At 63.4% G+C, this 23184-nt stretch carries 18 protein-coding genes and 4 pseudogenes; 14 read left to right on the top strand and 8 right to left on the bottom strand.

The window, feature by feature from the left end:
• Positions 1 to 31: 31 nt before the first annotated feature.
• Together LPH33_RS22910 and LPH33_RS22905 are read left to right on the top strand one after the other, a co-directional pair.
• Positions 32 to 1111 carry an alpha/beta hydrolase fold domain-containing protein gene (locus tag LPH33_RS22910; protein ID WP_420714463.1) on the top strand — a complete coding sequence of 360 codons (1080 nt, stop codon included), beginning with the start codon at positions 32 to 34 and terminating at the stop codon, positions 1109 to 1111.
• A gap of 14 nt (positions 1112 to 1125) precedes the next feature.
• Positions 1126 to 2214 (top strand): helix-turn-helix domain-containing protein, encoded by a 1089-nt coding sequence (locus LPH33_RS22905; RefSeq protein WP_229566222.1) that lies wholly within the window; start codon positions 1126 to 1128, stop codon positions 2212 to 2214.
• A gap of 114 nt (positions 2215 to 2328) precedes the next feature.
• Here LPH33_RS22905 and LPH33_RS22900 read toward each other — a convergent pair whose 3' ends face one another.
• Positions 2329 to 2556, bottom strand: coding sequence for a hypothetical protein (locus LPH33_RS22900; RefSeq protein WP_229566221.1), 228 nt, complete (start codon positions 2554 to 2556; stop codon positions 2329 to 2331).
• A gap of 553 nt (positions 2557 to 3109) precedes the next feature.
• On the opposite strand from LPH33_RS22900, the gene LPH33_RS22895 reads away from it, so the two are divergent.
• The 5 genes and pseudogenes from LPH33_RS22895 (at position 3110) to LPH33_RS22875 (ending at position 6253) form a co-directional block, all read left to right on the top strand.
• On the top strand, positions 3110 to 3724 hold the full coding sequence (locus LPH33_RS22895; protein WP_060654621.1) for a TetR family transcriptional regulator: 615 nt from the start codon (positions 3110 to 3112) through the stop codon (positions 3722 to 3724).
• A gap of 447 nt (positions 3725 to 4171) precedes the next feature.
• Positions 4172 to 4702 carry a MarR family winged helix-turn-helix transcriptional regulator gene (locus LPH33_RS22890; RefSeq protein ID WP_138844732.1) on the top strand — a complete coding sequence of 177 codons (531 nt, stop codon included), beginning with the start codon at positions 4172 to 4174 and terminating at the stop codon, positions 4700 to 4702.
• Positions 4699 to 5088: a DUF5313 family protein gene (locus LPH33_RS22885; protein ID WP_024102225.1), complete on the top strand. Its 390-nt coding sequence runs from the start codon at positions 4699 to 4701 to the stop codon at positions 5086 to 5088. Before LPH33_RS22890 ends, LPH33_RS22885 begins: the two co-directional genes overlap by 4 nt.
• A 179-nt stretch (positions 5089 to 5267) precedes the next feature.
• Positions 5268 to 5897, top strand: a pseudogene (locus tag LPH33_RS22880) (ParA family protein); the annotation flags it as partial.
• Positions 5897 to 6253 (top strand): hypothetical protein, encoded by a 357-nt coding sequence (locus tag LPH33_RS22875; protein WP_228044730.1) that lies wholly within the window; start codon positions 5897 to 5899, stop codon positions 6251 to 6253. The pseudogene LPH33_RS22880 and the gene LPH33_RS22875, both read left to right, overlap by 1 nt.
• A 213-nt stretch (positions 6254 to 6466) precedes the next feature.
• Here the strand turns inward: LPH33_RS22875 and LPH33_RS22870 are convergent, their stop codons facing one another.
• The 5 genes from LPH33_RS22870 to LPH33_RS22850 all read right to left on the bottom strand — a co-directional run bounded on the left by LPH33_RS22870 (position 6467) and on the right by LPH33_RS22850 (position 12810).
• Positions 6467 to 7423, bottom strand: coding sequence for a 3-carboxyethylcatechol 2,3-dioxygenase (locus LPH33_RS22870; protein WP_229566218.1), 957 nt, complete (start codon positions 7421 to 7423; stop codon positions 6467 to 6469).
• 136 nt (positions 7424 to 7559) lie between these two features.
• Positions 7560 to 8429 (bottom strand): alpha/beta fold hydrolase, encoded by an 870-nt coding sequence (locus LPH33_RS22865; RefSeq protein ID WP_229566216.1) that lies wholly within the window; start codon positions 8427 to 8429, stop codon positions 7560 to 7562.
• A complete protein-coding gene (locus tag LPH33_RS22860) occupies positions 8426 to 10330 on the bottom strand; it encodes an FAD-dependent monooxygenase (RefSeq protein ID WP_229566214.1) in 1905 nt (634 codons plus the stop codon). Before LPH33_RS22860 ends, LPH33_RS22865 begins: the two co-directional genes overlap by 4 nt.
• Position 10331: 1 nt before the next feature.
• Entirely contained in the window at positions 10332 to 11699 is a 1368-nt protein-coding gene (locus tag LPH33_RS22855) for an MFS transporter (RefSeq protein ID WP_229568480.1), read from the bottom strand.
• Between the two features lie 370 nt (positions 11700 to 12069).
• Positions 12070 to 12810, bottom strand: coding sequence for a GntR family transcriptional regulator (locus LPH33_RS22850; protein WP_229566213.1), 741 nt, complete (start codon positions 12808 to 12810; stop codon positions 12070 to 12072).
• A 264-nt stretch (positions 12811 to 13074) separates the two neighbouring features.
• On the opposite strand from LPH33_RS22850, the gene LPH33_RS22845 reads away from it, so the two are divergent.
• Together LPH33_RS22845 and LPH33_RS22840 are read left to right on the top strand one after the other, a co-directional pair.
• A complete protein-coding gene (locus LPH33_RS22845) occupies positions 13075 to 14148 on the top strand; it encodes an LLM class flavin-dependent oxidoreductase (protein ID WP_006551092.1) in 1074 nt (357 codons plus the stop codon).
• A gap of 29 nt (positions 14149 to 14177) precedes the next feature.
• Positions 14178 to 14798 carry a cysteine hydrolase family protein gene (locus LPH33_RS22840; protein WP_024102218.1) on the top strand — a complete coding sequence of 207 codons (621 nt, stop codon included), beginning with the start codon at positions 14178 to 14180 and terminating at the stop codon, positions 14796 to 14798.
• A 175-nt stretch (positions 14799 to 14973) separates the two neighbouring features.
• On the opposite strand, the pseudogene LPH33_RS22835 reads toward LPH33_RS22840, so the two are convergent.
• Positions 14974 to 15201 (bottom strand): annotated as a pseudogene (locus tag LPH33_RS22835) (transposase); the annotation flags it as partial.
• Positions 15202 to 15452: 251 nt separating this feature from the next.
• Here LPH33_RS22835 and LPH33_RS22830 point away from each other — a divergent pair.
• A complete protein-coding gene (locus LPH33_RS22830) occupies positions 15453 to 16691 on the top strand; it encodes an IS110 family transposase (protein WP_229566211.1) in 1239 nt (412 codons plus the stop codon).
• A gap of 127 nt (positions 16692 to 16818) precedes the next feature.
• Here LPH33_RS22830 and LPH33_RS22825 read toward each other — a convergent pair.
• Positions 16819 to 17884, bottom strand: a pseudogene (locus tag LPH33_RS22825) (IS256 family transposase); the annotation flags it as partial.
• Positions 17885 to 18686: 802 nt separating this feature from the next.
• Between LPH33_RS22825 and LPH33_RS22820 the strand changes: the two are divergent.
• The 4 genes and pseudogenes from LPH33_RS22820 to LPH33_RS27020 all read left to right on the top strand — a co-directional run.
• The gene (locus LPH33_RS22820; RefSeq protein ID WP_139000141.1) at positions 18687 to 19823 is read left to right on the top strand and encodes an FAD-dependent oxidoreductase; all 1137 of its coding nucleotides are present in this window, start codon (positions 18687 to 18689) and stop codon (positions 19821 to 19823) included.
• A gap of 88 nt (positions 19824 to 19911) precedes the next feature.
• Positions 19912 to 21084, top strand: a complete 1173-nt coding sequence (gene torT, locus LPH33_RS22815; RefSeq protein ID WP_267499179.1) for a TMAO reductase system periplasmic protein TorT — start codon at positions 19912 to 19914, stop codon at positions 21082 to 21084.
• Complete coding sequence (locus tag LPH33_RS22810; RefSeq protein WP_229566209.1) at positions 21081 to 22727, top strand: amidohydrolase; 1647 nt, start codon at positions 21081 to 21083, stop codon at positions 22725 to 22727. The genes torT and LPH33_RS22810 overlap by 4 nt, the downstream gene beginning before the upstream one ends.
• Positions 22724 to 23170: pseudogene (locus LPH33_RS27020) on the top strand (ATP-binding cassette domain-containing protein); the annotation flags it as partial. The gene LPH33_RS22810 and the pseudogene LPH33_RS27020, both read left to right, overlap by 4 nt.
• Positions 23171 to 23184: the final 14 nt, after the last annotated feature.

Here is a 23184-nt window from a genome sequence, read left to right as displayed (position 1 = left end):
GTGACGCTGCTCCAAGTTTCACAAGAGTGTGATGGGTGTCTCAACCGACGCAGCGGCGCAGTTTCGCTCTGTTTCCCCGCCGAATGGCGGGTCCCTCGGTCGAGCGGCCGCCGTATCCTCGATGCGAGTCTTCGAGGAGGTGACGATGGCCCGAGCCGTGCCCCGTCCACCATTCGATGCCGAACTCAAGGCGGGATTGGCTGTGGTAGGCGGTATGTTCCCTCCGACCATCAGTGCGGACCTGATCGAGTTCATGCGTACGTCCTATGCGTCCCCTCCGATGGACGAGGAATTCGACCGCCGACGGATCGCGGTGAACGACGTGACCTTCCCCGGGGGTGATGGCGCTGCCGTCAACGCTGCGGTGCTTCGTTCCCGGGACTTCAGCGGGCCCCGTCCTGCGGTGCTGTACGCGCACTCCGGAGGATTGATGTTCGGAGACATGTTCAGCGGCCTGGACCTGGTGCTGGACTGGGTGACCGAACTGGGGGCGGTTCTTGTCACGGTCGAATATCGTTTGGCCCCTGAGTATCCCGACCCCTACCCGCGTGAGGACATGTATGCCGCCCTGGAGTGGTTGGCTGCGCATGTCACCGATCTGGACGTGCGGGCGGACCGGATCCTGGTCGCAGGTGCCAGCTCCGGTGGCGGACTGGCAGCCGGTCTCGCGCTGGCTGCGCGGGACCGCGGTGGTCCCCGGTTGTGTGGGCAGGTACTCGACTATCCGATGCTCGACGACCGGTGCACGAACGCTTCGATCGAGCAGTTCGACGGTATCGGTGTGTGGGACCGGATCAGCAACGAAACCGGCTGGACCGCCCTGCTGGGTGAGCAGCGGGGCACCGACCTTGTCTCGCCGTATGCAGCCCCGGCCCGCGCGCAGAATCTGCGCGGATTGCCGCCGGCCTTCATCGACGTCGGTGCGGCCGAGATCTTCCGGGACGAGGCGATCGACTATGCCAACAGGATCTGGCAAGCCGGTGGCGATGCCGAGTTGCACGTATGGTCCGGCGCCTTTCACGCGTGCGACATTTTCGCCCCGCACACCAGCGTGGGCCGGTCCATGATCCGGACCCGCAACACCTGGGTCGAGAAAATCCTTGCGGACTGAGGGCAGGAACGAATATGCAAGAGCTACTCGGACGGATCGCCCGCCTCGATCCCAGCGCCAGTTTGGGTCTGCGTGTCATCGCGTGCTTCGACGAGTTGATCGTCGGCAACGTCAACACCCGTGCCCTGCTCGCAACCGCTGCCGCGCTGGCCGGTTGTACTGCAGGGTTCCGGCAGAGCGTCCCGCCGCGGACTCTACGAGTCACTCCGAAAGGAGAAGCAGTGCAGGGTCAATCGCCGACAGATCCTTCGAATCTGCACGTGGCGTCGGAGGACGGCATCGACGTCTGGCTCGAACGCGACGGTGCTGCTGGGCCGAACGACGCACTCATCCTCGAGCGCTTGGCACTGGCTGTGCGGATCCGGAACGGGCATGGAGCCCGGGAGATCGACAATCGCCGCCACCTCGGCATACTCACCGGTCGCGAGAGCATTCCCGACGAGCGCTTGACCGCGGCGAGTGCGCTCGGATTGTCGGCAACGGGCCTGTATCGCCTCGTTGTGGCACCGCTGTTCGCGGTGTGGCGCAATCATCCCGCCGGCCCGGAGGACGTGATCGCCACCCCGTTCGGTCCGGTCCACGCCATCGTTGTGCCGGAGCGGTACCCGCCGTTCGGCGCTTCGCCGTGCGGTATCGGAACAGCCACGCCGCCGGACTCGTTGGATCGGTCGTTCCGGACCGCGATGGTCGCTCTGCGCCTGTGCCGAACCCCGAAGGAACCCCAGGTTGTGGCCGACTCCTACGGGGGTCTGATCGAACTGCTTGCCGACGCCGATGAGCACGCTCCGCACAGCGACGCCGACCGTGTCGAGGCCATCGCACACTACGCCTGGGGGATGGAGACGATCGATGCCGTCGTCGCTGCGCAGTCCGTTCGGGAAGCGGCGCGACTGCTCAACATCCACCACAGCACGCTTCAGAGCAGGATCGATACCATCACTGCGACACTCGGTTTCAACCCGTTCGAGGGATTCGGGCGCAGCCGGCTCGGGACAGCGTTCCTGCTGCATCGCTTGCGTACGTCGACGGTCCTCGACCTGCCGGCGGCTGCGGCACCCGGCAATGTCGCCGTGCTCGGTCCTGCTCGCCGCGCGACGGTATGAGGCCGTCAACGCTTCATGATGTGGTCTCGGTCATCTCGGTGCCGGTTCGGTGCGTTGGCGTGTCGGTGATCGCCGGAAGCGGCACAGCGTTGTGCGGGTGATGTCCCTGCGACGTCAGCTCCGGGCGGCGGAGCCGTCTTCATCCCAGTCGGGCAGGGCCGGCACTCGGGTGGCGAGGGCGGTATCGGCGACGATCAGTACGACTGCGATTGCGCGAGCCAGAGGCTGGATTACGAGGCTGGAAATCATCAGAGAACGGTCTTCCTTGGTCGTATGTCGTTCGGTGGAGCCGAGGCGTCCCGTCGGGAGAACGGGCTTGCCGATCGCGATCAGACCTGCCATCTACGTGCCGGAAGTGATCGTCCGGGCGGTCCAGCTCGGACGACAGCAGCGGTAATCGAGTATTCAACTATAATTATGCTACCCGGTTCCGAAAATCAAGTCGATCATGCCCCGCGCCGAACGAGCAGTCGGACTCCCGAATCGGTCTCTGTGAGCGGCACTGCCCTCGTTCGTGGGAAAGCGTAAAGAGGATTCCGATAAGGGAGAGCGCTCCGACGGTGGGAGCGATCGGCGTACCGGCTGTCCCGCAAGCAAACGCCGACGAACGGCATCGATGGGACATGGCGGGCCCCTCAATCGAACGGATAGGACACAACCCGCCCTACACGGGTCGGTGTGGAAGTTCCCGGATGCCCTGCCCGTTGGAGGGGGGACAGGCAGGGCATCCGGGACGGGGTCGGTTCACCGACCGGGAACCACGGTCCGCCTACAGGGGGTGACGGATCGTGGTGGTGTTGCAAGATCATGTTTATCGGTCGCATCGCGCGTCGCCTATATTTACGGTACCGAGTACCCAAAATCAAGTCTCGGGTCGAAAAGAGGGGGGAATGCGATGGCTACCGGCAGACGTGGACGTCCTCAGGTGTCGTCTCGCGCGCAGGTCGAGGTCGCCGCGTTCGAACTGTTCCTCGAACGAGGCTATGCGGAGACGTCGATCATGGATATCGTTGCGGCCGCGGGGATCAGCAAGACCACCTTCTTCCGGTACTTCTCCAGCAAAGCGGCACTCGTGTGGTTTCCTTTCGAGGAAAGTACCCGCGACCTCCAACGCTCCTTCGGCACGGTTGACGACGAGGTGCCGGTCATGGAGGCGATCCGGGCCGGGGTGATCGATACGGTAGCGGCCCGACTCGACGACGAGGGCGTCTGGACCGCCCAGATTCGGATCCTCGACGCCTCACCGGAATTGCAGGCCGAGGGTGCTCAACGGTGGTTGGTGTGGTCCGAGGTCGTCTCGACGTTCGTTGCGTCCCGTATCGGTACGCGTCCGGCGGCGGTGGTGCCGGCTGCTGTCGGGGGTGCGGTGCAGTCCGTGGTGCTCGCCGTCCTGCGCGAGGGAGTGAGGTCTCCCGCATCCCCCGGTGAGGTGTTGACCACTCTCGATAAGTCGTTGGCTTCGCTGGGGTACAGCCTGCAGAAGTGGATCGACGAACAACCTTACAAGTAAGGCGCATCGGCCTCCTCTGCAGTGGCGGACCTACGTGCGAGATGTACCCGAGGTCCAGTGACGTGCGCATCATCGATGTACCGGATCGATGCACAGCCGGTGGCGGTGGTGGTCTGCCCCCCGGACGGGACCCACCGTTTCCCGACTCGTCGCCGTCCGGAATGCCGGCCGTCGATCGTGAGGCGCCGCATCGTGCCGAACCGCAGGCCAGGCAGAGTTCGTCGCCGCGCGACCCAATGGGAACTGATGAAGTATCTGGCCGGTGATGCGCGTGGCGCCGCTGGGTTCGGTATTCGCGACACTTCGAGGGATCGGAGTGGGTGCGCAGGTGCGAGGCGCACTTGTTCGGATATCGACGTGCATCGCGGGTCGTGCCGGTGATGCACATCTCGAAGATTACTCGCACACGATTCGTTCATGCACGACTGAGTCCGGTATGCTCGTCCTGTGACCACAGGTGACCTCGCTTCGATCGGGAACGACGACCTCCTGGCGTTGGACCGGCAGGTCTGCTTCGCGCTTGCCGTTGCCAACCGGGCCGTCCTGGCTGTCTACCGGCCTATCCTCGAGCCTCTAGGCCTCACTCACCCGCAATACCTGGTGATGTTGGCGCTGTGGGAGAAAGCTCCGATGTCGGTCAAGGCGATCGGCGAAGCGCTGGCTCTGGACTCGCCCACGCTCTCGCCTTTGTTGAAGCGCCTCGAAACCTCACAGCTGATAACTCGTTCGCGCAGTCGTGTAGACGAACGTCAACTGGTCATCGATCTCACTGCCCAAGGTCGAGCCCTGCGGAACGAAGCCCAGAAAGTCCCGGTCGCCGTGGTCGAGAAGCTCGGTGTTTCGCCGGCGGAGCTCCAGGAACTGCATCGGGCACTGACCCTTCTCAATGATGCTGCAGCACATGCAATAACCAGTTCGGATCGACGTCCGTCCCGAGATCCATCCGAGCCACCGGATACAACGAAGGGAACGCTGTGACGACCCCACTTCGCACACGACCTACCGTAATTCAGCGCCTGGCCTATGTGGTTGGCCGCCCCCTGCCTCCGCAGATGCAGGACTGGGTCCGTAACGACATCCTGGGGCCGGGCGGCGTGCGCCGCTATCTTCTCAGGTGGAATGTACCGGTCATCCCGCTGCTGCTGTTGTTCCTGCTGATCCCGGGACCGGTATGGATTCCCGTCTCCATGATGATGTTGCTGCTCTTGCCCTGGACGTACTTTTCTGTGGCGTTGATGAGCATCTGGCAACGTCATCGACTTCAGCAACACGGTCTCGATCCTGATCTGCTCGGTGCGAAGGCGCAGGCGCGTGCCTCGCGTGAACGCGAGGACTACGAACGTCGGTTCGGTCGCGCAGCCTAGGCAATGTGCGCAACCCTGACGCGGAGTCAGGGTTGCGGACCGGCGCCTATCTCACCCATGTCGGCGGGTTGTCGGGCAGCAGGGCCATCCCCGGTGTAACCGGAGGGTGAGTGCGTACTGCATATGGCGGCGACAGTCGTCGTTCGGAGTAGCGGTGCTGCGCAAGCCGGGGAGAAGAAGATCAACTCGCCGGCGGTGACGACGACGATGTTCAGTCCCCGGTCGCCGCGATCTCCGTCGACCCCCAGGGCTCCGCAGTCTGGTGGGCCTCACGTGTCGAGGAACTGCCGTTTATGATCGACCAGGTCCACGACAACCTCGACGTGCTACGTAATCTCGACAAGTTGCCCGGCATCAAGCACGTCTATGTCGACACCCCGGGCTGGATCGACCTGTCCGGTGCCGACGACGGCACCGATGTCCTCGGCACCGGTAGTTCCGCCGACGCGTTGCGCGCGGTGCTCGAGGTCGCCGATCTGGTCATCGTTCCGATCGAACCCGAGCCGCTGTGTCTCGATCCCACCGCGCGCACGATCAAGCACGTCATCGAACCGCTCGGCAAGAAATTCATTGTCGTGGTGAACAATTGGGATCCCCGCGACGGCAAGGTCGACCTCGAACAGACCTGCGAGTTCGTCCAGGCCAACGGATGGTCCCTCGCCCGAACGGTGTTGCGGCACTACAAGGTCCACACCCGTGCCGCCGCCGAAGGCCGCGTCGTCACCGAATACGAAGCCAACCGCGTCTCGTTGCAGGCACGGGAGGATTTCTACAAGCTCAGCCTCGAGCTCGCGGACGGTGGTCGCTGATGCCGCCCAAGGGTGGGCGCGCGAACTTCGCCTCCCTCGTCGGAGCAGTCGGCGACAACTCCCCGGTCGACCGCAAGCGCACCCCGCACCCACAAAGACGAAGACGACGATCGAGCCTCTCGAAGGCCAACTGCTCGACGATGTTCCGGTCGATCAGCTCATCGCCAACCCCCGCAACCCGCGAGCCTGAGGCGCCGCAGCCGAAAGAACCTGCGAGCAAGCTCGAGCCGGTGGACAAGGTGGCTCAGGCACTCAAGCGCCTGGGAGCGGATCCGGATGTGCTGGCCGCGGCGGTGCGGAAGCACTTCACCGATGACGAGGGCCGCAAGATTATCGATGCACTCGAGCTCCGGTAACTGCAATTCGAAATCAATAGCCTTGTTTCGCAGTGGTGTTCATTGTTGAACCGTATGTCGGGGGATGTACTCAGAACAAGGGCTCGGCATGGCAGAAAGCCCGCGAGCCTGCAGTAGTGCACTGCTTGATAGCCGCGGCGGTGCGGTGATGGTCGCGCTCAGTCGGATTTGTCGAGCAACGACAGGAACCTTTTCCGTGGGTTCAGGTGCCGGTCATTTCGTGTGGTTCGAGGAGAGGGTGAGGGCTGTCGTGATTGCGAATCCTGCTATCCACTCCGGGATTGCGCGGTAAAAGCTCGAGGTGACCTGGTAGGGGCCGTTGGCGTGGAGCGCGGCGTAGGCGGCGATCCAGGTGCGCACCTCATGGGACGAGTGGCCGGCCTGCTCGACGAACCAGTCATTGGTCCACGTGTCGATTTGTTCGAGTTCGCCGGATGCCAGAATCTCGAGAAGATGCTGGTCCCAGTGGGGGTTCAACGGCTGAATGGTGGCGGTACCGGCAGCGAAGTCTCGACCTGCGGTGATGACGCGTTGTTCGCGGGCCTTGCGTTCGGCGTCGCTCGGATTGCGGCCGTCGATCAACCGTTCGCGCACCTGCTCAGGCGAGCTGGTGAACTGCGGAATCGGTGGGTCGTGGGAGAGCCCTCCGGATCCGACGAACAGGACGCGTTCGTCCAGTTTGTTGGCTGCTCGTCCGACAGCTTCGCCGAGCAGCCGAACTCGGCTGACGGGGCCGAGGGGTTCGGCGACGGAGTTGATGAAGATCGGCACGGTCGGTACTGCGATGATCGATCCGACGAGTAGTTGTAGAGCCTGGGCGAAACCGTGGTCGACGTGCATGCGTTCGGAGAACGCGGCGTCGATACCGCTGTCCAGTACTTCGCGCGTAATAGTGCGGGCGGCGTCGCGGTCGACGTCGAGGGGGCCGGCTTCGGTGCCATAGTCGCCGACGGACTGCGCGCCGGCTCCGATGCAGAACGGTGGCAGCAGGTCGTAGAAGACCCCGTTGTAGTGGTCGGGGGCGAAGATCACGATCAGATCTGGGGCGAAATCGGCGATGAATCGGCGCGCGTGGTCGAAGGCGGCGTCGACGGCGTCGATGACTTCTTGATCGGGGTCGTTGCGTCCCATCAGGGGGGAGTGCGACATCGCGCACAGCGCCACAGGCATCGCGGAGCCTCCTTACTGGTACTTCACGGCCTCTGCCCGGATGGTTCGAGCGAGAGCGGATGAGGTTCGTCGGATGGGTGCGTCCGGCCGGTGCCGCCAGGGGGTTCAGGGGAGGGCGGCACCGGCTGCATCTGTGTCAACTGCGATCGAGGAGAAAATCCAGGTGCAGTTTGTTGAAGGTGTCGGGGTCTTCGTACTGGGGCCAGTGTCCGCAGTTCTCCATGACCGCCAGCTTGGCGCCAGGGATGTGGGAGGCGATGCGCTCTGCTTCGTCGACCGGACCGGAGGGATCTTTGGTAGTCCACAGAACCATCGTTGGCACGGTGATGCCTTGGAGGGTGGCATCGGTGATCATGTTCCGTTTGCGGGTTTCGAGGTCCTGCAAGGCCATGTTCATTTCGCATGCCTTGAGCCAGTCCGGTTGTTGGAAGATGGCCTGGCGGGTGCGGATGAGGTCGTCGGTGACCATGTTCGGGTCGGCCATGAGCCATTCGAGGCGTGCTTTGACGCGTTCCCAGCTCGGGTCTTTGGCGGCTTCCATCGACAGGGTGTAGAGCCGTTCCATTACCTGTGGGTTGGCCATGGTGCCGCCCATGGTGTTGAGCACGATCCGCTCGACTTTGTCCGGGTGGTCGTGAGCGAACTGGGCGGTGACCCATCCGCCCAGCGACTCGCCTGAGAAGGATGCCTTCTCGATGCCGATGGCATCCATAAGGTGCAGCACGTGGTCGATGTAGTGCTTGATCTCGAGGGGGTGATCGGGTTTGGCGGAGTAGCCGTGGCCGATGAAGTCGATGGCCCACACATTGAAATGCTCGGCGTGTGAACGCAGATTGCGGACATATGCTTCGGCGTGGCCGGTGATGCCGTGTAGGAGAATGAGTGTGGGCTTGGAGTCGTCCCCGGCGTGCAGATAGCGGGTGCGGTATGGGCCGGCCTGGATGAACCCCTGGCTGAACTCGACCTGGTTCAGATCGTCCCAGACGCTGGTGTACGGGCGGGTCATGCGTGTGCTCCCTCGATTGGTGTGATGCTGGCTGTGGAGGCTGGTGTTGCGTCGTCGGCGGTGACGTGCGGGACGACGATCGGTACGGCGTGGATGCTGTACTGGGGCGTACCGCCGTTCCCGGCGGTTGGGGTCTCATGCGGGGCACGGTCGAGGACGATGCTGAGCGCGTTCTCGAGGTGGGTGAGTGCTTCGCTGGCGTCCCATACCGGAGCGCTGTACCGCCAGGCGACGTAGCCGTCGGGGCGCACGAGAAGAGCCCCGGCCTCATGGATTTCACGGAGCTGCCGCCAGTACCCGTACGAGTCGTTGATGCCCGCTTCACCGATGACTATGGTGCGCAGGAACGGTAGGTCCAATGTGGCAGCGGCACGTTTCCATGCCTGGCCGCCGATGCCGGTGAGCAGGGTCATCTGTCCCTTGCCGGTGACATCGAGGGTCGAGACCCGGGTACCGTGCGGGCCGACCAACCAGGCGTGTGGCAGCTTGGCGCCAGGACGAGTGGTGGCCTGCAGGTACAGTTCCCGGTCGCGTCCCCATACCTCCTCACCGGCTTCAAGGTCGGGGACCACCGCAGACGAGGCGTAACGCTGGTTGAGTTCGACGCCGTGGGCATTGAACTCGGTGTTCTTGACCTCGAGTGCCTCGTATAGGCGCTCGCGCAGTGCCGCGCCTTCGGAGGAGGGAGCTTTGAGTTTCGCCAGGCCGGCGGTGACCGGGTCGTCGCTGGTGGGATCGAACCACTCGCGCAGACCGGCGTAGTCCTTGCGGGACTGGTTGGCGCGCGCGACGATCTGCCTGCCGACCGGAACCCGCTCGGGGGAGTAGGACTCGAGCAGTCCCGGTCCCGCGTATCCCTTGGCGGCGTAGGCGATCTTCCAGGCAAGGTTGAATGCGTCCTGCATGGAGGTGTTCGAGCCCAGGCCGCTGCTCGGCGGATGCCGGTGTACGGCGTCGCCGCCACAGAACACCCGGCCGGATTGATAATGCTCGGCCCACTGCTGATTGACGTACCAGAACGAGCGCGACACGATGTCGATGGTCAGCTCAGGGTCGCCGACAAGGGTACGGATCTGTTCTAGCACAACGTTATCGGATATGTCGGGTTCACCTTGGGACATGTCGAAGCCCCATCCGGCGATCCACTGGCCCCAAGGTCTGATCGCCCGCAGCAGACCCATGCCGATCTCACCGAAACCGGCCTTGGAGTTGAAGATCCAGTGCAGAATGCTCGGCCGGTGAGCGACGTACTTGCTCAGATCCGCGTTGAACAGGATGTAGGCGGTGCCGGCACGGGCGAGCTCGCCTTCGAAGGGCAGTCCGATCTGTTCGGCGATCTTCGAGCGGGCACCGTCGAAGCCGAGCAGGAAGCGCGCTCGCTGGGTGAACTCGGTGCCCGAGCGCACATCCCGGAATCTCACCGTGACACCGTCCTTGTCCTGGCTGTGATCGAGGTATTCGGTGTTGAAACTGATCAACGCGCCGCGTTCGGCCGCGTTCTTGATCAGTACCGGTTCCATCAGGGGCTGAGGGATGTCGAGCATCGCGCACGGGCTGCCGGCGAGATAGTCGCCGTACCGGGCGCCGGTGCCCCATGTTTGCATCCGGACGATTTCTTCACCGGCCAGACTGGTGGTGAACAGGGTGTCGCCCATCTGGTCCCACGGAGTGGCGTATGTGCGGGCTTCGTCTTCGACGCCCAGGTCGCGGAGCACTTCTACGGCGCGTTGGTTGGTGATGTGCGCGCGGGGTGAGTTCGCCACCCAGGGGAACATCGAGACGGCGTGGACGCGCACACCGTAGGTGGCCAGGGCGAGAGCGGCTGTGCCTCCAGCGGGACCGAGTCCGACGACGATGACGTCGGTGTCGTAGGTGGGGTCGTGGTCGTTCATGGTGGTCACTTCACTTGTCCAGGGTCCGCAGGGACCGTGCGGCGTCGGTGGTGGGCGGAGTCGAAGAAGCTGCGGTGGCAGTTGCGCTCGGTGTCGAGGTGCGCTGGTCGGCATCCAGTTGGCGTGTCGCGCCCTTGCGTCCCCAGCCGCCGGGCAGCAGGACCACCGAGACCACCGAGATGGTCGAGACGATCAACAGGTAGAGCACTATCGAGTTGCTGGTGTTGGTGGAGGCGTACAGGGCGGTCGCAATGGTCGGGGCGAACGCCGAGCCCGCGACCTGGGAGATCGTGTAGCCGATCGAGACGCCGCTGTAGCGCACATCTGCATCGAAGATCATGGTGAACAGCGATCCGGTTACTCCGGCGGCGGGGGCCATGGCGATGCCGAAGACCAGTACCTGCGCGGTCATGAAAAGCCAGGGGTTTCCGGTGTTGATCAGTGCGAAGGCCGGGCCGATCGCCACCCCCATGGTGACGGCGCCGAGCAGGTACATGGTCTTGCGGCCGAAGGTGTCCGACAGGGCGCCGAAGACGGGATAGAGGAGGACGGCGACGAGGCCGGCGACGAACACGCCGGCCAGGGCGAAGGTGCGGCTGATTCCGGCGACGGTGGTGCCGTAGGAGACGAGATACGCCATGCAGATGTAGGCGAACACTCCCTGGGACAGGTAGGTGCCGGCAATGAGGAAGATTTCTTTCGAGTGCTTTCGGAATGCGACGGCGATCGGCATCCGCACTACAGCACTGTTGGCTTTGATCTCGGCGAAGTCGGGGCTTTCGGTCAGGGACAGGCGGATGAACAGGCCGATTACGATCAGGACCGCGCTGAACAGGAACGGTAGCCGCCAGCCCCAACTGAGGAACTGCTCGTCCGGGAGTTGAGAAGCGGCGAAGAACGCCAGGGTCGCAATGCTCGTCCCGGCGGGAGCACCCATCTGTGAGAAGGAGCCGAAGAATCCTTTCTTCGCGGTGGGGGCATGCTCGACGGCCATCAAGGTGGCGCCACCCCATTCACCGCCTACGGCGAAGCCTTGAACCAGGCGCAGCAAGGTGAGCAGGATCGGAGCGGCGATGCCGATCTGGGCGTAACCGGGCAGCAGTCCCATCAGTACTGTGGCGGCACCCATACCGACGAGAGAGATAACGAGCATCTGTTTGCGGCCGACCCGGTCACCGAAGTGGCCGAAGACGATGCCTCCGAGGGGTCGGGCGAGGAATCCGACGCCGAAAGTAGCGAAGGACAACAGGGTTCCGATAGCAGGTGAGACATCGGGGAAGAACAAGGTGGGGAAGACCAGTGCGGCCGCGGTGCCGTAGATGAAGAAGTCGTAGTACTCGACGGTGGTCCCTACGAAGCTGGCCAGGGCCACCCGCATCGGGGAGGTCTTCGTTGCGGAAGTCGGCGCGGTGGTCACGGTGTGGTTCCCCCGCTGCGAGGGGCGGGGCAGGCTGGCACTGCGAACAATGCTGGGTGCGAGGCGGTCATGGCCGCGCCTTTCGTCTGAGATTCGTCGGGATGTCGAAGAGGGCCACCGCAGAAAGGGGCCGAGCAACTGGAATGCTAGACGTCTAGTTGCGAAGCTACTCCAGCGCGAATGGTGACGCAAGTCTCTGTCGGAGGAGGGTGGATCGCTCTGTGGCGATCAATGTGATGCTGCGCTGCCTGAAGATACAGCGCCGCAGGCGGGGCGGAAGCCTGTAGGCCTGTCCGGTGGCACAGAACCCGTTACAGCGAGCGGCTCACCATCAGCGCGATGGCTGAGCACTCGATTCGTCGCGAATGACCGCAATGGTGCCGACGATATGGCGCTCCATCGCCTCACGCGCCGCAGCGGCATCGCGATTTCGGATCGCCTCGGCGATCTCGTGATGGTCGTGCTGGCGGTTGGGTAACGCACTCGCGAGCGGGTTGGTGATGCCGGCGGTGTTGATCAGGAAATCCGACAGATCCCACATCCGCTGACTGGTCTCCTCCATGATCCGTGAATGCGCCATCGCATGGATGGCGGCATGGAATTCCCTGTTGTGAACTCGGTATCCGTGGGCGCGGACCTCGGGGTCGTCGGAGGCGATCAAGGCATCGACGCGTGCAGAGATCAGATCCAGCTCCCGCACCTGCGCCTCGGTTCGCCGTGTGGCCGCCACCGCAGCGATGGCTCCTTCGAAACCACCGAACAGGGTGAAGAAGTCCTCGACCTCACGCGGGGTGTAGGAAACGACCTCGCACCCGACCTGGGGGACGATGTAGACCAGTTTGTCGCTCGAGAGGCGACGCAGGGCATCCATGACCGGCTGTTTGCTCACCCCGAATTCCTGCCGAATCGACTCGACGACGATCTTCTCGCCAGCTGTATAGCGGCCTTCGAGCAATCGGGTCTTCAAGATGTCGTAGAGCGCGGAGGACAGGCGTGCCCCGGAGGTGCGGACGTGCGCAAGGAGGGCGGCAGCCTCGGTGCCAGCCGTCGGGCCGGGATCGGTCGAGGTCATCGGCTCAGGCTTTCCGTCGGTTATCGGGTGGTGCTGGGAGTTGAAGGCAGCGACTTGCATTCTAGTACTTGTGGTGTGAGTCACTGTGAGCTACGTTCACCTGGAACGCTAGCATTCCAGTTCGCGATCAGTGGGCAGCATCCCCGATTGCGGAATCCACTCCGGAGGCATGCACACCCGTAGTGAGGCCGTCGGACACATCCCCGCTACGACGGGTAGGACGAGCCAAGTGCACACCCCTGGGCCCCGTGCAAGGAGAAACTTATGGAATTCTGTATCGGCACCTGCGCCAAGATCGACCAGGTCGCGATGGTGAAGCAGGCCGAGGACCTCGGGGTCACTCACTTCGGTGTCGGCGAAGGCCCGTTGCTGTTCTCCGATCCGTACCAGTTCCTCGCCCTGGCTTCGCAGCAGACCACCGGCATCCACCTGGGCACCATGGTCACCAATCCATTGACCCGCATCGCCCCGGTCACCGCGAACTCCATGGCCACTCTCAATGCCCTGGCGCCAGGCCGAACCTTCCTCGGTATCGGTACCGCCAACAACGCGCTGCGTTCCATGGGTAACCGCACCGCGAAGATCTCCGAACTGTCCCACGCCATCGAGGTCTCCCGTGAACTGATGGCAGGCCACCGGGTCAACCACACCTGGCTCGGACAGTCCCGGGAAGTGGAGTTCCTCGACAAAGAAAGTGGCTTCTACAACGTCACCGACCACATCCCGATCTGGGTTGCTGCCGGCGGGCCCCGCGGTCTTGCCGAAGCAGCCAAATACGCCGACGCCGTCGTCTACTGCCTCGGACCGAACATCGACATGATCCAGATGATTCGTAGGCTCCTGGACAAAGCCGTCGCCGATGCAGGACGAGCCCCAGGCTCTGTCAAGCTCGTCTCGTTGTCCTGGTTCTACCAACTCGGCAACGGAGAAACCTGGGAAGACGGCGTCACCAACGGCTTCGGATCCGGACCGATCAGCTCATGCATCACCAACGCCGGACTGATGGACCAACACCGCGACGAACTCGGCGACTCGATCGTCGACGCCTCACTCACCGCCGCCCAGCAATACCTCGGCGACCCGAAATCCGCGGACCAACCGCACTATCTCGACGTCTGGGCGAAGTACCTGCGCGGCCTCGACCCCCGGCACCGTCCGATCATCACCAAGGAACTCGTCGACTACTGGTGCCTGTACGGCTCTCCTGCCGAGCTACGAGAAAAAACAGCCCTGATGCGCGAAGCCGGCGTCGACATCCTTCAAGTCTTCCTGTCCAACCCACGCACAGCCGCCCGCGACATCGACAACATCGGGCATTCGATCCTCGCCCACGTCTGATCCTTCCCCGTTCTGCCCAGGAGATACTGATGGAACTCGACCCGCGTACCACTGCGCTCGTGGCTGTCCACTGTCAAGGCGACGTCGTCGAACCTACCGGCGCCTTCGCCGACTTCTTCTACCAGCAGGTGACCGAGCGCAAGGTCATCGACCGCATAGCCACGCTCATCACCGCCGCCCGTACCGCCCACACCACGATCGTCTACACCCGGGTCGCATGGAAGCCGGACTTGTCCGATCTCGACGCCAACTCGCCCCTACTCGGCATCGTCGCCCAATCCGGTTGCCTCAAGGAAGGCAGCGAACTCGCCGAGATCATCGAACCCCTCACGCCGCATGATGAGGACATCGTGCTCACTCACCAGCGCATCGGAGCCTTCGCCCGTACCGACCTCGATACCATCCTACGCAGCAAAGGCGTCACCACCCTCCTCTTCGCCGGTGTGGCCACAAACGCCTCTGTCGAGGGAACAGCCAGGGTCGCAGGCGATCTCGGATACCGAGTGGTGATCGTCGAGGATGCATGCTCTGCGGCCACTCTCGCAGCGCATCAAGCCAGCATCGACTCCCTCGCGCTACTGGCCGAGATCAGCACGGTCGACGAAGTCCGCGCTGCTTTGGCTACGACGATCACCGGCACCCCGGTTTGACCGCCGACACCAGTTCTCGGTCACAGCGCGTCGATGCCTATCCGCCCTCAGATTGCTGATCTCAGACCAAAAAACCGTCTACATCAGCAGTTCGTATATGAAGGCCACCATTTGCGACGCCCGCCTCGCCCGGGGGTCTGTCCGTTAAACGGTGTGTGGGGCCCGGCGGTTTTCATTAGGGGATAGTTCTTTCGAGCCGTCCGGCGAAGGTGATCGCGAACGCGTTCAGCGCGGGCTTCCACCTGATCATCCAGCGTGCCCGGCCTCCGCCCGTGGGGTCAAGGGACCGCGTCACCAAGTACAGGCACTTGAGCGCCGATGCCTCGTTGGGAAAGTGCCCTCGGGCGCGGACCGCCCGACGACAGCGAGCATTGATCGACTCGATCGCGTTCGTACCTGATATGAAATTTGGTGGGTGTCCCGCAATGTTCGTCTGGCTGGCCGGGCCGGGTGGCCCGCCGTACGGTGAGACCGTCCGGAACAGGGGCATCTGTGAGGAATCGGTATGGGCAGGCCGTTCTTGTTCGATGGGCTGCGAGCCCGTTAGTAGATGGCCGCCCTTGCGACTTGTCCGGCTGCGCCGTGAGCGCGAATCCGTAGGTGTCGATTGCCCACCGATCCTCGAATCCTCAGCTCATGCAGGAGGTGAGTGTGATGGGACGGTATATCGGTCTCGATGTGCACCGCGACTTCGCTCAGGTCGCCATCGTCGAGGACGGAATCGTGTCCGATGCAGGTCGTGTCGACTGCCGACCGGCCACGTTGCGCGAGTGGATGACCGGGTTGCGGTCCGACGACGAGGTGGCGCTCGAGGCCACCGGCAACAGTGACGCCATTGCCACGCTGCTCACCTCGCACGTGGCACGGGTAGTGGTGTCGAATCCGCTCAAGACCCGGGCGATCGCCGAAGCGAACATCAAGACCGACAAAGTCGATGCGCGGATCCTCGCTCAACTGCTGGCCGCGGATTTCTTGCCGTCGGTGTGGTTGCCGGACGAGCGGACACGCCGGCTGCGGCGACAGACGATGCGGCGGGCGCATTTGGTCCGTCAACGCACCCGGCTCAAGAATCAGGTGCACGCAATCTTGCATCGCAATCTGCTGCCACATCCGCCGGTCACCGATCTGTTCGGCACCGTGGGCCGGCGTTGGCTGGCAGGCCAGGACCTCCCGAACGATGAGCACCATACGATCGAGGCATTGATGCGGCAGCTGGATTTTCTCGGTGAGGAACTCGCACTCGCGGACCGGGAATTGGCGGCCGAGGCGCTAGCGGATCCGGTGGTGCGGCGGTTGATGACCATCCCCGGAGTCGATGCCGTGGTGGCACTGTCGGTGGTCGCTGCTGTCGGGGATTTCGGCAGGTTCTCCTCATCCGACAAGCTGGTGGCCTATCTCGGGCTGCATCCGAGGGTGCGACAGTCGGGCAACCAGCCGGCCAGCCACGGGCGCATCACCAAGGCCGGGCGGGCACAAACTCGGGACATGCTGGTGGAGGCGGCGTGGGTTGCCGCTCGTGCTCCGGGGCCGCTGCGGGCGTTCTACAAGCGGGTCAAGGCGCGACGGGGATTCCAGGTCGCGGTGGTCGCCACCGCTCGCAAGCTTGCCGTGTTGTGCTGGCATCTGACGGTTGACGGTCAGGACTACGCCTTCGCCCGTCCCAGTCTGGTGGCGTTCAAGCAGCGCAAGCTCGCGTTGACCGCGGGCGCACCTCGCGCACACGCCCACCGTGGTCCCGGATACGACTACAACGACAAACAGTTGCGTCGTCATGAACGGGAAGTCATCGAGGTCGCCGAACGCGCCTACGAGACCCTCATCGCCGGGTGGCAGCCCCGCCGGCCCGCGCACACCGGCACCGCCGACTTCGGTGTTCGGCCCCGCCGAGCCTAGGGTGATCGCGCCCTGCGTCAAGGCGATCCGCTCCGCGGTGGCCTGCCGGCCAGCCCTGACTTCGGGACACGATCACCCTCGATGAGCACATGCCCGCACCACCGTCCTCAACAAGGCGAAACCCACCGAAACCTGCAGAAACCTTGACGATTACATCCGTCGAGCAGATCACGCGCCGGATCTCGACGTCGTAGTCGAGGAACGGCACGAACTCCGCCCAGGCCTTCTCCCACAACTGCACGATCGCCGGATACCGATCGCCCCACTCGGCGGCGAACTCGACGAATCGATCCTTCGCGGCCTGCTCACTCGGAGCCGTATAGACCGGCTTGAGGGACTTGACGATCGCATCGCGATGCTGCCGTCCGGCGTACCGGAAGCTGTTGCGGATCAAGTGCGCGATGCACTGTTGGACCACCGTGTGCTCCCAGGTGGTGTTGATCGCTTCCGGCAGGCCTTTCAGCCCGTCACACACGGCGAGGAACACGTCCTCGACGCCGCGATTCTTCAACTCGCTGAACACCTGCAACCAGAACCGGGCGCCTTCAGCACCGTCGCCGGCCCAGATACCTGGGGGTCCCTCCCGCGTGCGGGGGCGGATGTCGCGTTCCCCGCTGACGGTCATGCCGTCACGACGTAGAACGGGGTGTTGCGCACCTGTCCGTCACGGACTTTCACCACGATCGCGTCGACGAAGATGACCGGGTAGATCGGATCCAGTGGCAGGGAGGACCACTCGGCGAGTGCGGCGGTCACCTTCTCGGTGGGGGTACCTCCCTGCACGTAGTGCTCGGGGGAATCCGGCTGATGGTGTCCCTGGAGACCTTCGCCCCGTAGACCTCGCCGAAGTGCGCGGCGATCTCACCGGTGGTCAACCCACGGGCGGTCAACGAGAGCACGATCTGATCGATCCCGTCGAGCCGGCGTTTGCGTTTCGGGACGATGACCGGTTCGAACGAGCCGTCCCGGTCCCGGGGAACTTCGATCTCGACCGGCCCGATCTCGGTCAGTACGGTCTTGGTGCGGGTCCCGTTACGCATGTTCTCCGCGATCGGTGTTCCGCCGTGTTCGTGACCGAGGTGCTCGGTCGGTTCTGCTTCCAGAGCGGTCTCGAGCACGCTCTTCGTGAGCTGGCTCAGCAGGCCTCCCGGCCCGACCAGGCTCACGCCCTGTTCCTTCGCCTGCGCGAGCAAACGCTCTGCGAGCGCCTTTGATCGATGATCTCCCCGGTCACGGGATCAATGATCGCCTCGCCCAGCACTTCTGTCGTGTCAGTCACGGTCATTTCCTTTCGGGTCAGACCGGACCCTCACCCCCCGTTTTCCGGACAGTCCCGGTGGTTGCGCGTAGTCTGCCGGGACGCTCGTCGACGGTCGCTCACAAGGTCATCCAGATATCGACTAGTTCACCGGGGTCGAAACCGGTGTCCATGGTGGGGTGGATGTGGAGTTCGGTACCGAGCAGTGCTCTGCACGATGCGGCGCTGTGGTGGGGTCATGGCGCACGAGACGCGCGCATTCGCTCTGGTCGCACCAACTGTTCACGTATTCAGTCGGGTTGGTGCAGGCGGTGCCGTCACGGTGGAAGCAGGTGGAGCGCTCTATGGGAAGGTGTACCCGGTTGCGGATCCGATCGGTGGCATCGACCGTTCGGAAGGTCGCGGTGGGTCAGCCGTGCCAGAGCGGAGCCGACGTCCATCGTGGGGTGAGTCCGCATCTCTTCGGAGGCCGCGGCGTGCAGGTGGCGTCGTCGTTCCGCTTCTCATCGGCCCGCAGGATCAAAAATTTTCACTGTCGAAATAATCTAGTGCTGACAAACCATTGATCTCGACCGGAGATCGCTATAAATTCACCGTCAGTGAAGATCTGGTCATCGTCACAGCCGACGGTGTCCCGGTCTTGACGCTCTGACTTCCCACCGCTCGCATCGCCGAGGGGTGGAAAACATCCGACGGTCTCTCCGGCCGATCGATCAGCACTATGTGAGGAGATATTGATGCATGCAGAAATCGCTGGGGCAGGTCTATCCGGCCTTGTCCTCGCCTCTGCTCTGGCGCGAACCGGCTGGACGGTACGTGTCCACGAGAAAAGCAGTGAACTGCGTGAAATAGGTGCCGGTATCTATCTGTGGGAGAACGGATTACGTGCCCTCGAGGCGATCGGGGCTTACGAAGCCGTGACTGCCCGGGCCGAGCGCCTCGATGAGCCGACCCTGCGTGATCACAACGGCAGCACACTGCAGACCGAGTGGCTGCGCAGCAAGCGGCTGTATACGGTCGGTCGCCGGCATCTTCATCGGAGCCTGGTCGATACGGCGACCGACCTGGGAGTGGAGATTCGTACCGAGTCACCGATTGTCGGAGCTGAGCCCGGCGGTGTTCTCATCGGGTCGGATGGAAACCGATACCCGGCCGATCTCGTCGTCGGTGCCGATGGCGTCTACTCGCGTGTGCGCGAATCTCTCGGGTTGCGGACGAAGATGGTCGATCTCCATGACGGGGGTGGGCGCCACCTCATCCCGCGGACCAGTGAAGACCCGGTCCGGCGTGCAATCGAACAGTGGAACGGTGGTCGCCGCATCGGTGTAGTCCCTTGCTCTCCGGACGAAACCTATATCTTCTTGTGCTGTCCTGCAGACGATCTCGAAGGGCGGCAGCAGCAGCCGTTCGACCCGGAAACGTGGATCGAGAGTTTCCCCGACTTCCGCTCACAGCTCGAGCGGATCCCTACCAACGGAGAAGGACGGTGGGCGCCGTTCTACGACGTGCACGTTTCGAGCTGGTTCTCCGGTCGCGCTGCGCTCCTCGGGGACGCTGCCCACGCCATGTCGCCGAATCTTGGACAAGCTGCCTGTGTCGCGATGACCAATGCTGTCGCTTTGGCGCTGGCGTTGCGCCAAAGCCATTCGATCGACCGCGCATTGCGCATCTGGGAAAGTGAGCAGCGTGAGATGAGCGATGGGGTGCAGAAGTACTCGCGCATCTACGGCCAGGTCGGAACGCAGTGGCCGAACCCGCTGCTCGGCGTGCGATCCTCGGTGGTTCGACGTTTCCTCCGTACGAAGTCGGCTCAAACCGCCATCAACTTCGCTTCGGAAATCTTCCCTGAAGGCGAACTTGTCAAAGCTCCCTGAACTGCCGCCTGCGACCAGCGACTCTACGGGTGTTTGTCGATCCTCGACCTGAGCACGCTGGCGTCAACACAAGGAAGTAGGTGCGCACATGCACGCCTCAGTGCCACGATATGCAGGAGTTTCTGCTCTAGTCTTCGCCTCTGCTCTCGTCTTGTCTGCCTGCGCCCATGACACGGGCGCGACAGACCGCATTCCCAGTGCCGACACATCGGGCCGGCCTTGGTCGGTCGACGCGCTTCTGACCGACTGCAGCGCAGCATATGTGGAATCGTCCGGATGCATCGGCCCCAACACGGAAGGCACGTATACTTCTCTTTCGGGAGACGACGTCAGCCGGCCGTGGCGCCTGTGTTCGGTATTGCCGCACATGAAGGATTCGACCTGGATCGGCGTCAACTACGGCCAGGTGAGTCAGGCCAGGTCGCTGGGAGTGGCACTGTCGACCAGCGACGCGGGTGGGTACGCCAATTTGTCCCAACAGATCTCCCAGATCGAAGACTGCGTGTCATCCGGCGCGGACGCGATTCTGCTGAGCGCCGTGAGCTTCGATTCCCTCAACAATGCCGTCCATGATGCAACCCTGGCCGGAATCCCTGTGATCGACGTCGGCAACGGTGTCTCCAGCCCGGAAGTCGCCGGTCATGTGCTCCAGGACTACATCGACATGGGCCGGATGATCGGCGAGCATCTGGCTGACCTGGACAGGCCTCTACGCGTAGCGCTGCTGCCCGGCCCGGCAGGAGCCGGGTGGGCCGAACGGTCGGTCACCGGTTTCACGGATGCGATCGAGGGATCACAGGTCGACATCGCCGACGTCAAGTACGGAGATACGGGCAAAGAAGTCCAGCTGAGGCTGATAGAAGATGTACTGGCGTCCAATCCGGACCTCGATGCCCTCGTGGGCAATGCGGTCATGGCGGAGGCCGCGACACGAGTTGCCGCAGAGCGTGGTCTCATCGGCAAGCTCGGTATCTACAGCACGTATGTGACACCCGAACTCGTCGATCTCATCGGCGCCGGGCGCGCCAATTGCGGTCCTTCCGAACAGTCGACACTGATCGGGCAGATGGCGGTCGACTACGCGGTTCGGATTCTCGAAGACGTTCCCGCTGCCGGTGATGTCGAACGCTACGCTCCCGTCCCCATGGTGGCCTGCGGGCCGACCGAAGGGGACTTCGACAACATCGACAGCTTCGATCTGGCGGGCAGCTTCGCGCCGAGCGAATTCCGTCCCACTTTCTCTGTAGAGGGCACACAGTGACCACAGATTCCTACCCCGATCTGGTTCTGCACGGCCAGGTCCTGACCATGTCCAACCGCTCCGACGTGACTACTGTCGTGGTCCGAGACGGTCGGATCAGTGATCTCGGAGACGACAGTTTGCTCCATCACCATGTCGGTCTCGGTGCCGACATCACCGAGATAGAGGGCATACTTCTTCCGGGTTTCGTCGATCCTCATACGCACTTCTCCCAATACGCCGCGGCTCGGGCCACTGCCATCGACTGCCGTGTGCCGCTGGTCCGTACGATCTCCGACGTCCTCGATGCTCTGCGTGACGGACTCCGAGCGCAACGGTTCTGCGGGCCCTGGCTCGTGGGGTACGGGAACTTGTTCTTCGATCAGAAACTGGCAGAAAGGCGGCTTCCGACGCGTGAAGAGCTCGATCGGGTCTCCAATCGTCATCCCATCGTGGTTCATTGCGGTGGCCATGTTTCGGTGCTGAACACCGCAGCCCTGGAACGCGTGCGTGTCGAACGATTCATCGGCAGCACCGAAGGGCTGTGGGGACGGCCGGTCATCGATGTCGACAAGTCGGGACGTCCAACCGGCCTCGTTGCCGAAATCGATCGTCATCTGGGAATTCCTGAACCCGATCACGATGAACTGGTCGAGGCCTTCACCACTACCTACCGCACCGAGTTCCTGAAACACGGAGTGACAACGATCGGGGAAATGCTCGAGTCCGAGCACTATCTCGATGCCCTCAGCGCCGCATCAACGGATGGCAGCGTCCCCGCGCGGTTCGGGCTCTATGCGATGGCACCCTCCTTCGCCCCTCACGAGCGGGCGCTGTCCTGGGTACGCGAAGCGAACCTACCGGGTCGTTTGACCGCTTGCGGCACTAAGGTATTCGCCGATGGCGGCTACTCAGCGCGCAATGCAGCCAGCAACGCTCCGTACTCGGCCGATCACGCACCGTACGCAGGCTATCGAGGCAAGCTGAACCTCGAGCGTCCTGTCCTGGTTGCGGCCGTCGAGGACACGCAAGCTGCGGGCGTGCAGCTTGCCATTCACACCAACGGCACACGTGCGCAGCAAGAAGCTCTCGATGCAGTGGCGATGGTCGGTGGCGTCCGTCGCGGTGGCGTACGCATCGAGCATCTCGGCAACGTGCTGGACGACCCCAGCACCATTCGTCGATGGCGCGACACCGGGGTCCTGCCGGTGATGCAGCCCGGGTTCCTGCGCAACTTCATTGCGGACTTCGTGCCGATGCTGTTCCCGGCGACCGGGACCCGGGGACGCATGCCTCTGCGCACAATCCTCGATGAAGGTATCTGGCCCGCCTTCAGTTCCGATGTGGCCGTCGGAGGCGAGATCGGGGCAAGCAACCCCTTGTCCACCATCGCGGCTTCGGTCGACAGGCTCGGTTACTGGGACCGCCCGGTAGAACCCCACGAAGCGATCTCCGTCGGTGAGGCGCTGCGCTGCCACAGCCTGGCCGCTGCCGAAGCACTCGGAATGACAGGCGAGGTCGGCACCATCGATATCGGAGCACGGGCGGACATGGTCGTTCTCGATCGCGACCCGCGCACGGTGGACGTCGAGACGATCCGTGACGTGGGTGTACGACAGGTCTGGATCGACGGTGTGCTCGAGTACGAGGCGGCGCCGGCATGAACTCTGTGATCACACTGCACTCAGTGGGCAAGAAGTTCGGCCCCGTCACAGCGCTCGCCGATGTGTCGCTCGATATCCGAGCAGGCGAGGTTCATGCGCTGATGGGGGAGAACGGTGCCGGCAAGTCGACATTGATCAAGGTTCTTGCCGGCATCCACCAGCACACGTCGGGCTCTGTCCGGGTCGACGGTCGGGAAGTCCGTTTCACCAGTCCACAGGATGCTCGCGCCGCAGGTATCCGGACCGTCTTCCAAGAGCTCACCATCGTCCCGTCCCTGACTGTCGCGGAAAACGTCGTCCTCGGGGAAGCGCCCGGTTCACGGATGTTCGTACGGCCGGCACAGGTGCGCCGGGAAGCCTCTCGAGCGTTGGCGCAGTTGGGTGTCGATCTCGACGTCGATCGCGCGGCGAGCTCGTTGACGCGCTCCGAGCAGCAGCTCGTCGAGATCGCACGCTC

Origin of the sequence: Rhodococcus sp. RDE2 (assembly GCF_020885655.1) — a bacterium.
In the GTDB taxonomy this organism is placed as follows: Bacteria; Actinomycetota; Actinomycetes; order Mycobacteriales; family Mycobacteriaceae; genus Rhodococcus; species Rhodococcus pyridinivorans.
This window is presented reverse-complemented; position numbering and strand designations above follow the sequence as displayed.

What these genes read in the sequence shown, in the direction of transcription:
- LPH33_RS22870 (WP_229566218.1), bottom strand. Translation starts at nt 7,423, where the DNA reads ATGCCTGTGGCGCTGTGCGCGATGTCGCACTCCCCCCTGATGGGACGC.
- LPH33_RS22850 (WP_229566213.1), bottom strand. Translation starts at nt 12,810, where the DNA reads ATGACCTCGACCGATCCCGGCCCGACGGCTGGCACCGAGGCTGCCGCC.
- LPH33_RS22875 (WP_228044730.1), top strand. Translation starts at nt 5,897, where the DNA reads ATGCCGCCCAAGGGTGGGCGCGCGAACTTCGCCTCCCTCGTCGGAGCA.
- LPH33_RS22910 (WP_420714463.1), top strand. Translation starts at nt 32, where the DNA reads ATGGGTGTCTCAACCGACGCAGCGGCGCAGTTTCGCTCTGTTTCCCCG.
- LPH33_RS22905 (WP_229566222.1), top strand. Translation starts at nt 1,126, where the DNA reads ATGCAAGAGCTACTCGGACGGATCGCCCGCCTCGATCCCAGCGCCAGT.
- LPH33_RS22900 (WP_229566221.1), bottom strand. Translation starts at nt 2,556, where the DNA reads ATGGCAGGTCTGATCGCGATCGGCAAGCCCGTTCTCCCGACGGGACGC.
- torT (WP_267499179.1), top strand. Translation starts at nt 19,912, where the DNA reads ATGCACGCCTCAGTGCCACGATATGCAGGAGTTTCTGCTCTAGTCTTC.
- LPH33_RS22845 (WP_006551092.1), top strand. Translation starts at nt 13,075, where the DNA reads ATGGAATTCTGTATCGGCACCTGCGCCAAGATCGACCAGGTCGCGATG.
- LPH33_RS22895 (WP_060654621.1), top strand. Translation starts at nt 3,110, where the DNA reads ATGGCTACCGGCAGACGTGGACGTCCTCAGGTGTCGTCTCGCGCGCAG.
- LPH33_RS22865 (WP_229566216.1), bottom strand. Translation starts at nt 8,429, where the DNA reads ATGACCCGCCCGTACACCAGCGTCTGGGACGATCTGAACCAGGTCGAG.
- LPH33_RS22820 (WP_139000141.1), top strand. Translation starts at nt 18,687, where the DNA reads ATGCATGCAGAAATCGCTGGGGCAGGTCTATCCGGCCTTGTCCTCGCC.
- LPH33_RS22855 (WP_229568480.1), bottom strand. Translation starts at nt 11,699, where the DNA reads ATGCGGGTGGCCCTGGCCAGCTTCGTAGGGACCACCGTCGAGTACTAC.
- LPH33_RS22830 (WP_229566211.1), top strand. Translation starts at nt 15,453, where the DNA reads ATGGGACGGTATATCGGTCTCGATGTGCACCGCGACTTCGCTCAGGTC.
- LPH33_RS22840 (WP_024102218.1), top strand. Translation starts at nt 14,178, where the DNA reads ATGGAACTCGACCCGCGTACCACTGCGCTCGTGGCTGTCCACTGTCAA.